This window comes from Amycolatopsis sp. NPDC051071, from assembly GCF_040682875.1.
Taxonomy (GTDB): Bacteria; Actinomycetota; Actinomycetes; order Mycobacteriales; family Pseudonocardiaceae; genus Amycolatopsis.
This window is the reverse complement of the sequence record NZ_JBFBBY010000009.1, coordinates 95,339-104,915: the sequence shown is the minus strand read 5'-3', so window position 1 is coordinate 104,915 and position 9,577 is coordinate 95,339. Positions and strand designations below refer to the sequence as shown.

The window sequence follows — 9,577 nt, the reverse complement described above, 5'->3', positions numbered from 1 at the left end:
GCCGGGAATGTCTTGAGGGGTCCCCATAGGACAAATTTCGTCCTATGGGGACCCCTCATGACACTCGGGCGACCCAAGAGCCCAAGAGACCCAGGAGCTCAGGAGCCCAGGCAGGCCAGCACGGCGAGCACCCGCCGGTTCGTGTCGTCCGAGGCGACGATGCCGAGTTTCGCGAAGATGTTCGCGGTGTGCTTCCCCACCGCCCCTTCGCTGAAGTGCAGGCGCCCGGCGATGGCGGCGTTCGAACAGCCCTCGGCCATCAGTTCGAGCACCTCGCGTTCCCGTGGGGTCAGGGCGGCGAGGGGGTCGGAAGCGTTGCCCGCCACCAGTTTCGCGATCACCTCGGGATCCATCGCGGTCCCGCCGCCCGCCACGCGCCGCACCGCGTCGATGAACTGGCCGGCGTTGAAGACGCGGTCTTTCAGCAGGTAGCCGATCGCACCGGCGCCGTCGGCCAGCAGTTCTCGCGCGTAAAGCTGCTCGACGTGCTGTGACAGCACGAGAATCGGCAGCCCGGGAAGGTCGCGCCGCACCGCCAGCGAGACCTGCAGGCCCTCGTCGGTGTTCGTCGGCGGCATCCGGACGTCGACGACCGAGACGTCGGGCCGGTGTTCGCGTAGCGCCCGCTCCAGTTCCGGTCCGGTCCCGACGGCCTCGATGACGTCGAAACCGTGCGCGGTCAGGAGATGTGTCAGTCCGTCCCGGAGGAGGTACTGGTCTTCGGCGACGACACATCGGGGTCTAGCTGGCACGGGATCTCCATGGTCGCCTTCGTCGGCCCGCCGGGCGGGCTGGTCAGTACGAAAGTACCGTCGAAGGTGCCCAGCCTGCGCTCGATCCCGCGAATCCCGCTTCCCCTTGCCGCGTTCGCGCCGCCCTTCCCGTCGTCGGTCACCTCGATCCGCAGCAGACCGTCCTCATAGCCCAGTTTGATCGACACCCGCCGCGCCTCACCGTGCTTCGCCGCGTTGCCCAGTAGCTCGCTGACAGCGAAGTACGCACACGCCTCCGCGGGCTCTTCGAGCCGAGGCAGCACGCCACTCACCGAAGCCCGAAGTGGACTGTCCAGCGCCATCGCCCGCACAGCGTCACTGAGACCGCGCTCGGACAACACCGGCGGGTGAATCCCCCGCACCAGCAGCCGCAACTCGGTCAGCGTCTCCGACGACGTCTGCCGCAGCTCGGCGGCCAGCCGTTTCGCGGCGGCCGGATCGGTGTCGATCAGTGCTTCGACAGCGCCCAGCTTCATCCCCATCGCGACCAGCCTCGACTGGACACCGTCGTGCAGATCCCGCTCGATTCGCCGCAGCTCGGCGGCCTGGGCGACCGAAGCGTCCGTCCGCGTCTGCTTCAGCCGCTCGACACGCTGCTCCAGCCGCGAAGCCTCCGTCGGCCCCAGCAGCAGCTTCGCGAAGCGCGCTCCCAGCCGAGCTAGCCACGGCGTCGCGACCAGCCCTGCCAGGAAGGCCGCCACGGCGACCGGGGTCAGCGCGAGTGCCTGGAGATGCGTTGTCGCCTCGGGCAGCCCGGCCATCGAAAACCAGTGCGTTGTCGACCATTCGGTATTCGTCCATTGGGCGATCGGCCGCCAGAACCACAGCGCCAGGAAACCCTGGGCGCCGAAGAAGACCGTCGCGGCCGTCGGCACCGCCATCAGCAGCAGCGCGACCGAGTTGACCACCGCGGCCGCCAGATCACGCCAGGTCGCCACGTCACGCATCACCCAGCGCAAGCGGCTCAGCCGCGCCGGCCACCACGGCGTGTCGTACAGCTGCCGCCGGTACTGGTACATCCCGTCCGCCCGCGGGACGGGGAACGGCGGCTCCGGCAGATACGGACGATCGATCCGCACGCCGGTCCAGTTCCTGGCCTCCCGGCGCAGGGTGTCGGTCACGTTCCGGCCCGCCACGACCAGTGTCGGGAACAGCGGCGCCGGGCCGATCAGCACGAGCAGCGTCGGGACCGCCATACCCAGCTGGGCGACCGAAAGCCCGAACAGCCCCAGCTGGAACCCCAGTGCCTTGAGATGGCGTTTGAACCAGCCCTCGCCACGAGAACCCTCCTCACGAGGGCCGAGCCACCAACGCGTCCAGCGTCCGTACACCCGCAGCGCGAGCGGTCCGGTCAGCAGCACGCCGGGGATGAGCAGCAGGCCGAAGAACGGGTTCCACAGCTGCCAGCCGAGCTCGCGGCCGGTCGCCGGATCGTCGGAGATCCACTCGAACCGCTTGGTCCACCGGAGGAACCACGACCGCTTGAACAGGTTGTTCCCCTCGCGGTACCACCCGTCGCGCTCCCGTTCGGGCTCGGGCGGGGCGGGACGGTAGGGCGACGCGACGTCGATCCCGCACCAGCGTCCGGCGAGCCGCCGGGTGAGCTCGGCCCGCGGCCGGGTTCCTTCGAGCGCGAGGGTGTAGGCGAAGACCAGGCCAACGCAGAGCACGCAGAAACCCACCAGTTCGAGCAGCAGGTCCAGCCAGCTGACCAGCGCCAGCCCGGCGAGCGCGAAACCGCGGCGCACCGAGGTGAGGTACTTCCGGATCATGCGACGAAGTCTTCCCCACCACCCTGTCCGGCACAGTGACCGCAGCTCCCCAGCCGGGGTGGGTCCAGCCCCACCCCAAATGGGGTTTCAGCGCCATTCTGGCCGGACCTCTTGCGCCATAACGTTTTTCGCATGCCACTCATCGAAGTCACCAACCTCCGCAAGACGTACGGAGAGCACGTCGCGGTCGACGACGTTTCGTTCCACGTGGAACAAGGCGAGATCTTCGGGATCCTCGGGACCAACGGCGCCGGCAAGACCACCACCGTCGAATGCCTTCAGGGGCTGCGCACGCCGGATTCCGGCAGTATCTCGGTTCTCGGCCTCGACCCGAAGGCGGACCACACGGCCCTCCGGCAGCGCCTCGGCTCCCAGCTCCAGGAGAGCCGCCTGCCGGAGAAACTCAAGGTCCACGAGGCGCTCGACCTCTACGCCTCCTTCTATACGAACCCCGCCGACCCCGCCGATCTGCTCGCGAAGCTGGGTCTCACCGGGCAGCGGAACAAGTACTTCGGCAAGCTCTCCGGCGGCCAGAAGCAGCGCGTCTCGATCGCGCTCGCGCTGATCGGCCGTCCCGAGGTCGCCGTCCTCGACGAGCTGACCACCGGACTGGACCCGCATGCCCGCCGCGACACCTGGAAGCTCGTCGAGGCCGTGCGCGAAACCGGCGTCACCGTCTTGCTCGTCACGCACTTCATGGACGAGGCCGAACGCCTCTGCGACCGCCTCGCGATCTTCGACGCCGGTCGCGTGGTCGCCGCCGGCACCCCGCTCGAACTCCGTGACCGCACCGGGAAAACCACTTTGGACGACGCCTTCGTGACCCTGACCGGCCGCGACTGAAACGGGAGACGAAAAATGAACACGCTCGCCAAGATCACCCTCACCGAAACGAAACTCGCGCTCCGCTCGCCGACCTGGGTCATCTCGGGACTGGTGCTGCCGGCGGCGCTCCTCCTCGGCCTTGGCGCCATCCCGGCCATCCGGACCGAGAGCGAGAAGACCCCGGGCATGCGCTTCCTCGACGCCTGGGTGCCGTCGATGGTGGTGCTCACCATCGCGATGATGGGGCTGCAGTCGATCCCGGCGGTGATCGCGGCCTACCGCGAACAAGGCATCCTCCGCCGCTTCGCCACCACACCGGTGCATCCGGCGAAACTGCTGGTGGCGCAGCTGATCATCAACGTCACCGTCACGATCGCCGGTGTCGGCCTGCTGATCTTGCTCGGCTCCGTCGTCTTCGACATCCCCGGACCGCGTCACCCGCTCGGCTTCCTGCTCGCGTTCGTGCTCGGCACGACGGCGATCTTCGGCTTCGGGCTGATCGCCGCGTCGGTCGCCAAAACCGGCCGCGCGGCGGGCGGGATCGCGATGATCGCCTATCTCCCGATCATGTTCTTCGGCGGCGTGTATCTGCCGCGGCCGCTGCTGCCCGAGGTCGTCCAGAAGATCGGCGCGTACGTCCCGCCGGGTGTCAAGGCCATGGAGGACGCCTGGACCGGCACCGGCGCCCAGCCATTGCAACTCGCCGTGTTGGCGGCCTTCGCGGTGGGCAGTTGTGTCGCGGCGGCCAAGCTCTTTCGCTGGGAGTGACGGCGCTTACCGCCAAAGTGGTGATGATGATCGTTTTCTCTTGTGGTGCGGGCCGCGGGTGGGTACTCAGGAAGACGGCCCACGTTCACCCTGTCTCTCTCGGAGGTTCGATGTCTCTGGATGTATCGCCCGCGCTGCTGGAGAAGGCCGAACGCGGAGAGGTCTCCGACGCCGAATTCGTCGCCTGTGTCCGGGAATCCCTGCCGTACGCCTGGACCGTGATCACCGGTGTCATCGCGGAGGCCGACGGCGCGGCCGACGGGTTCGCCGACAACGAGACGCCGCCGCCGAGCGAGGCCGAACGCGGTCAGCTGCTGCGGGCACTGGCCTCGGACGCGATCCGCGGCGGACTGGAACGACACTTCGGCGTGAAGCTGGCGTTCCAGAACTGCCACCGGATCGCCGTGTTCAAGAAGTCCCATGTGGACAGTGACCGCTACCGCGCGTTCGTCTCGCCACGCGGCCAGTTGCTGAACCAGAGCCCGGAACTACGCGACTGCTAGCCGGTTCGCAGCGCGGGTAGTACCTCTTCCCCGATCCGCGCGATGTTCTCGAGCGTTCCCTCCGGCGTACCGGACGCTTCCACCATCATGATCACGTGGGAGACCCCGGTACGCCGGATGCTCGTTCCCAGCCTGTCGACGCAGTACGAAGCGCCGCCGATCGGATGCAGCTCGCACAGCCGGTCGGTGTAGGACACCGGGTCCTTGTCCAGCCCCCGTTTGCCGTTCAGGTACACGTGCCCGGCGAAACCCTCCTTGAGGGAACCCGGCAGCGCGGATCGGACGACGTCGAGGGCGTCGGCCCCCACCTGGCACATCACCGTCGAGACATGCCCGGCCGCGGAATCCCCGTACGCGGCAAGGGTTTCGATTTTGGTATCGTCATCGCTGTGCAGGCCGAGCAGCATCGGCAGCCCGCGATCGGCGGCGAGCCGGACCGCACGCGAACCCGCGTCACCGCAGGCCACGACCAGACGCGGAGCACGCTGAGGCCGCGGCACCATCGGCACCTCACGGAACGCGAAGTGCTTCCCGGAGGCCGACACCGTCTTCGACGTCATCGCCGCGAGAAGCAGATCGAGACTCTCCTCGAACCCCGTTTCGTAGCGGGCTTCCCCGGTGCCGAACACCTCGAGGTCCTGCCACGGCCCGCCTCGGCCGACGCCGATCCGCAGCCGTCCGCCGGAGACCGCGTCGAGCAGCGACCACTGTTCGGCGAGCGCCACCGGATGCGCGATCGACAGCACGCTCACCGCCGTGCCGACCTCGATCCGCTCGGTGCGGCCGAGCACATGCGCGGCGAGCGTGATCGCGGACGGGCAGACCCCGTACGGCATGAAGTGGTGCTCGGCGAACCAGACGTCGTCGAAGCCCGCCCGTTCGGCGGCGACGGCGGCGTCGACCGACCTGCGCAGGACGTCGGCGTCCTCCTGGCCCGGAAACCGGCCGGAGACCAGGAAGACGCCGAAACGCACGCTTACTGGACGCTCACTTCGTTGAACCACAGGCGCGGTTCGAGCCACGGGAAGATGACGAACATCAGCAGGGCCACGATCCCGAGCGCCAGCACGATCGACGTCGTCAGCTTCACCGCGAACGGACCGGGGAGTTTCCGCCAGATCCAGCCGTACATCAGCGCGCCTCCGAGAGCTTGGGCAGCAGTTCGGTGTAGGTGCCCACCTGGTTCTTCGGCACCTGCTGGGTCAGCACCGAATGGATGATGAGCCGCTCGCGCGCCGAGAACTGCGGGTGACACGTCGTCAGGGTGAGCAGGGAGACCTGCGCGGCCTTCGGCAGGATGTCCGGGTCCTTGTACGGCACCGGGTTGACCGTGTCGCCCTTGGTCGGGAACACGATGCGGCGGCCGGTGGTCTCGCCGTAGGCACCGCCGTCGACGGCGTTCGGGTCGCGCAGCGTCCCCACGCGGGCGCATTTCGGCTCGGCGCCCTTGCCGGTGACCCAGCCCTCGACCTCGTCCTTGTAAGGCAGCACCTTGTAGACGTAGAAGTCGGTCTGCGTCTCGATGACGATCTGGTCGCAGGAGCTGAGGTTGTCGAGGTCGTTGAACGGCGCGCCCTTGCCGACGCGGTGGCCGGCGACCGCGAAGTTACCCGGCTCGCCCGGCAGCGCGGTGCCCTTGTAGTGGCCGGGGCCGACTTCGAGGGCGGCCTCGGTGGTGCCTTCCTGGATGGTGAAGTTGAAGTCGGCGCCGAACACCGGGATGTGAATCCGGGCGAACGCCTTCCCGTCGACCAGTTCCGGATGCAGCTGCCGGTCCTTCGACCAGTCGCCGTCCAGTTCGGAACTCGCGTCGGACTGCTTGCCCGCGGAGAACAGGTCGGTCACGTAGACCTCGTAGACCATGAACAGCAGCACCACGAGCCCCGCGGTGATGAGGAGTTCTCCGACGGTCCGGATGGCGACGCCGCCCTTGCCGAGCTCGGCCGGCGGGCGTTCCCGGGTCGCGGTTCCCCCGCCGACCGGCTCGAATATGACGGTCTCTTCGGTCGATCCAGGCGGCGGCGCTGGACGACGGCGAGGCGGCGGCCCGTCCATCCGGCGTCGCGGCGGACCGTCCTGCGGCCCGCGTTCCGGCGGCCTCCGGCGAGGCGAAGGCGCCTCTCCAGGGCCGCGGCGCGGCACGTTCGCGTCCTCCGGCCTACGCCGGGGGGCCGGACGGCCCTCTCCGGGTGGTCGTTCGGAGTATCGCCGCCGCTCCGCGCCCGGCTCTTCCCGCTCAGCCACGCAAGCTCCTCAGTCTTCTCGAACCAAGCCGCAGTGTCGAACCAGCACAAGGTCGAACCAGCACAAGGTCGAACCCTGTGTGACACCATTGTCACAGTGCGGGAAATCGACCGGTCCCGGACGGTGCCCAGCGGCGCTCGTTTACGTTAACGTGTGCACGTGGCGCTGGTTGCGCACCCGAAAGCGGGTCATCGCCACCAGGAAAGCCGAACAGTACGCGAGGAACACGATGCCGAAGTCCAAGGTCCGCAAGAAGACGGCGTACACCCCGCCGACAGACCGGCGCACGCCGGTGAAGGTCAAGGCCGCTGGCCCGTCGAACCTGTTCTACAGGATCGTGATGTTCGGCCTCATGGTGATCGGCCTGATGTGGCTGGTCGTGAACTACATCGCGGGCGACAAGATCCCCTTCATGACGGATCTGGGCAACACGAACTTCGCGATCGGCTTCGTGCTGATGATCGCCGGGTTGCTGATGACCATGCGGTGGCGGTGAGCATTACCCCGGTTGGCGGCTTGACGCCGAATTACACCGGTGTGACTCATCCCCAGTGTGGATAACCCCTGTGGATAACTACCCCACCTCTTGGGCGCCTCGCCAGAACGTTGTGGTAGTGGCCTGGGTGATCACCCTGTTGCTGCTGGCCGGAGCGGTGTGGGTGGCCATCGGCGGCGACGTCGGCGGCACCGTCCTCATCGGGATGGCCATGGTCGCCGCGGGTGCCCTCGCACTGCACGGGACGCTGCTGCGGCCCCGGCTGGCCGCCGGACCCGACGGAATCCTCGCCAGGACCGTCGGCGGACCGCACCGCTACCCGTGGACCGAAGCCCGGTTCAAGCTGCGCACGACGCGACGGCTCGGCCGGGACAGCCTGACCCTCGAGGTCGAATCCGGCGAGCACCTGCTGGTGTTCGGCCGGATAGACCTCGGCGAGGACCCCAGGGACGTCCTGGACGTCCTCACCGCGCTGAAGGGTCAGGCGTTGTCGTAGCAGTGGACGTCGTCTTGTGGGCCGGGTGAGCGGCCCGGGACGGCCGGTTTTACTCCGGATAGCAGATGTAGGTGGGCCTGCCCTGGTCCGTCGTGAGCTCGCAGCTCGCGGAAATCGTCTGCGAGTCCTTCCAGACGACGAGCCCGATCAGCGCCACGACCACGATCGCCAGCCCGCCGATCTGCCACTTCAGCCGATTCTTCTCCGGCGCGTACAGCAGGGCGAAGGTGACCAGAAGGCCGGTGGCAAACCCGCCGGCGTGCCCGAGGATCGAGATACCGGGTACCTGGAACGTGATGAAGACGTTCAGCGCCAGCATGACGAGCAGCCACGTCGGGTTGAGCCTGAGCTTGATGACGATGACCGCGTACGCGCCGATGAGCCCGAAGATGGCACCCGAGGCACCAACGACCGGAATGGCGTTCAGATCGGTGAACACCAGGTTCGCGACCGAGCCACCGAGCATCGAGATGAAGTAGAGCGCGACGAACGGGACGCGGCCGAGGGTGGTTTCCAGCGGGCGGCCGACGAACCACAGGGAGAACGCGTTGCCCGCGATATGCAGCAAGCCGTACTGCAGGAACCCCGAAGTGAAGATCCGCCACCACTCGTTCGCCGCCAGCGTCGCCGGATTCCACAGCTCACCGAGCTGGAAGAACTCCGAGAAGTTGTTGTTCGCGATGCTGCCGGACTGGGCGACCGTGATGAAGAAGATGACGACGTTGAGCGCCAGAAGGACCGGCGTCACGATGGCCGTACGGGGCGGCCGGGCGCCGGCGATGGTGGTCGCACCGTAACCGGCGTCGCGGTACTGCTTCTGCTGGACGCGATCCTGCTGGCGGCCTGCCTGCACGCAGTCGGTGCACTGGAAGCCCACGGACGCTTCGCGCAGGCAATCCGGGCAGGCCGGACGCTCGCAGCGCGAACAGCTCAGCCCGGTCGGCCGGTTCGGATGCCACCAGCAGCCGGGCAGGGCGGCCTGCTGGTACTGGGGATTCGGTGGTTGGCTCACGATGCCACCAACCTACCGAAATCCCCCGTAACAGGCCGCTCGGCCGGTGTTGTCAGCCTTCGCGGTTGATGCTGACCTTCTCGATGACGACGTCCTGCAGCGGCCGGTCGGCCGTGCCGGTCGCGGTGCGCCCGATCGCGTCGACGACGTCGCGGGAGGCCTGGTCCGCCACCTCACCGAAGATCGTGTGCTTGAAGTTCAGATGCGTCGTCGGCGCGACGGTGATGAAGAACTGCGAGCCGTTGGTGCCGGGTCCGGCGTTGGCCATGGCCAGCAGGTACGGCTTGGAGAACTGGAGTTCCGGGTGGAACTCGTCGCCGAACTTGTAGCCGGGGCCGCCGCGGCCGGTGCCGGTCGGGTCGCCGCCCTGCAGCATGAAGCCGTCGATGACACGGTGGAAGATCGACCCGTCGTAGAACGGGCCCGAGTTCGTACCCCGCGCGTTGGGCTGGGTGTACTCCTTGCCGCCCTCCGCCAGCCCGACGAAGTTCGCGACCGTCTTCGGCGCGTGGTCGGGGAACAGGTTCAGGTGGATGTCACCCTGGTTGGTGTGCAGAGTGGCCTTCAGCGCGCCACCAATGAGGGATCCCTTGCTTTCAGTCACGAGCTTCATCGTGCCATCTGCGGCAAGATCTGGGGAAAAGGGGCACGATAGGTTACAAGCAACGAAGCAGAATCAAAACGATTG

At 67.7% G+C, this 9,577-nt stretch carries 12 protein-coding genes; 5 read left to right on the top strand and 7 right to left on the bottom strand.

The genetic code is table 11. From position 1 onward, the window contains the following. Positions 1–98: 98 nt before the first annotated feature. A complete protein-coding gene (locus AB0M65_RS05285) occupies positions 99–752 on the bottom strand; it encodes a response regulator transcription factor (protein WP_364021708.1) in 654 nt (217 codons plus the stop codon). Continuing rightward, positions 692–2,545, bottom strand: coding sequence for a sensor domain-containing protein (locus AB0M65_RS05280; RefSeq protein ID WP_364021705.1), 1,854 nt, complete (start codon positions 2,543–2,545; stop codon positions 692–694). The genes AB0M65_RS05285 and AB0M65_RS05280 overlap by 61 nt, the downstream gene beginning before the upstream one ends. A gap of 132 nt (positions 2,546–2,677) precedes the next feature. On the opposite strand from AB0M65_RS05280, the gene AB0M65_RS05275 reads away from it, so the two are divergent. The 3 genes from AB0M65_RS05275 to AB0M65_RS05265 all read left to right on the top strand — a co-directional run bounded on the left by AB0M65_RS05275 (position 2,678) and on the right by AB0M65_RS05265 (position 4,641). Further along, positions 2,678–3,388: an ABC transporter ATP-binding protein gene (locus tag AB0M65_RS05275; RefSeq protein ID WP_364021702.1), complete on the top strand. Its 711-nt coding sequence runs from the start codon at positions 2,678–2,680 to the stop codon at positions 3,386–3,388. A gap of 15 nt (positions 3,389–3,403) precedes the next feature. Next, complete coding sequence (locus AB0M65_RS05270; RefSeq protein ID WP_364021699.1) at positions 3,404–4,138, top strand: ABC transporter permease; 735 nt, start codon at positions 3,404–3,406, stop codon at positions 4,136–4,138. A gap of 110 nt (positions 4,139–4,248) precedes the next feature. Continuing rightward, positions 4,249–4,641 carry an SCO5389 family protein gene (locus tag AB0M65_RS05265; RefSeq protein WP_364021696.1) on the top strand — a complete coding sequence of 131 codons (393 nt, stop codon included), beginning with the start codon at positions 4,249–4,251 and terminating at the stop codon, positions 4,639–4,641. Here AB0M65_RS05265 and AB0M65_RS05260 read toward each other — a convergent pair. Genes AB0M65_RS05260 through AB0M65_RS05250 form a run of 3 tightly spaced genes read right to left on the bottom strand, consistent with a single transcriptional unit; the run spans position 4,638 to position 6,885 of the window. Further along, complete coding sequence (locus tag AB0M65_RS05260) at positions 4,638–5,615, bottom strand: LLM class flavin-dependent oxidoreductase (RefSeq protein ID WP_364021693.1); 978 nt, start codon at positions 5,613–5,615, stop codon at positions 4,638–4,640. The genes AB0M65_RS05265 and AB0M65_RS05260 overlap by 4 nt on opposite strands. A 2-nt stretch (positions 5,616–5,617) precedes the next feature. Beyond that, positions 5,618–5,773 (bottom strand): hypothetical protein, encoded by a 156-nt coding sequence (locus tag AB0M65_RS05255; RefSeq protein WP_364021690.1) that lies wholly within the window; start codon positions 5,771–5,773, stop codon positions 5,618–5,620. Next, positions 5,773–6,885, bottom strand: a complete 1,113-nt coding sequence (locus AB0M65_RS05250; protein ID WP_364021687.1) for a class E sortase — start codon at positions 6,883–6,885, stop codon at positions 5,773–5,775. The genes AB0M65_RS05255 and AB0M65_RS05250 overlap by 1 nt, the downstream gene beginning before the upstream one ends. A 229-nt stretch (positions 6,886–7,114) precedes the next feature. Between AB0M65_RS05250 and crgA the strand changes: the two genes are divergently transcribed. After that, entirely contained in the window at positions 7,115–7,381 is a 267-nt protein-coding gene (gene crgA, locus AB0M65_RS05245) for a cell division protein CrgA (protein WP_364021684.1), read from the top strand. A 118-nt stretch (positions 7,382–7,499) separates the two neighbouring features. Further along, positions 7,500–7,877, top strand: a complete 378-nt coding sequence (locus AB0M65_RS05240) for a PH domain-containing protein (protein ID WP_364021682.1) — start codon at positions 7,500–7,502, stop codon at positions 7,875–7,877. A 49-nt stretch (positions 7,878–7,926) separates the two neighbouring features. Here the strand turns inward: AB0M65_RS05240 and AB0M65_RS05235 are convergent, their stop codons facing one another. Next, positions 7,927–8,889, bottom strand: coding sequence for a rhomboid family intramembrane serine protease (locus AB0M65_RS05235; protein WP_364021679.1), 963 nt, complete (start codon positions 8,887–8,889; stop codon positions 7,927–7,929). 52 nt (positions 8,890–8,941) lie between these two features. Beyond that, positions 8,942–9,502 carry a peptidylprolyl isomerase gene (locus tag AB0M65_RS05230; RefSeq protein WP_364021676.1) on the bottom strand — a complete coding sequence of 187 codons (561 nt, stop codon included), beginning with the start codon at positions 9,500–9,502 and terminating at the stop codon, positions 8,942–8,944. Positions 9,503–9,577: the final 75 nt, after the last annotated feature.

Coding starts and splice junctions, on each gene's coding strand:
- AB0M65_RS05230 (WP_364021676.1), bottom strand. CDS start 9,502: ATGAAGCTCGTGACTGAAAGCAAGGGATCCCTCATTGGTGGCGCGCTG.
- AB0M65_RS05255 (WP_364021690.1), bottom strand. CDS start 5,773: ATGTACGGCTGGATCTGGCGGAAACTCCCCGGTCCGTTCGCGGTGAAG.
- AB0M65_RS05280 (WP_364021705.1), bottom strand. CDS start 2,545: ATGATCCGGAAGTACCTCACCTCGGTGCGCCGCGGTTTCGCGCTCGCC.
- AB0M65_RS05265 (WP_364021696.1), top strand. CDS start 4,249: ATGTCTCTGGATGTATCGCCCGCGCTGCTGGAGAAGGCCGAACGCGGA.
- AB0M65_RS05270 (WP_364021699.1), top strand. CDS start 3,404: ATGAACACGCTCGCCAAGATCACCCTCACCGAAACGAAACTCGCGCTC.
- crgA (WP_364021684.1), top strand. CDS start 7,115: ATGCCGAAGTCCAAGGTCCGCAAGAAGACGGCGTACACCCCGCCGACA.
- AB0M65_RS05275 (WP_364021702.1), top strand. CDS start 2,678: ATGCCACTCATCGAAGTCACCAACCTCCGCAAGACGTACGGAGAGCAC.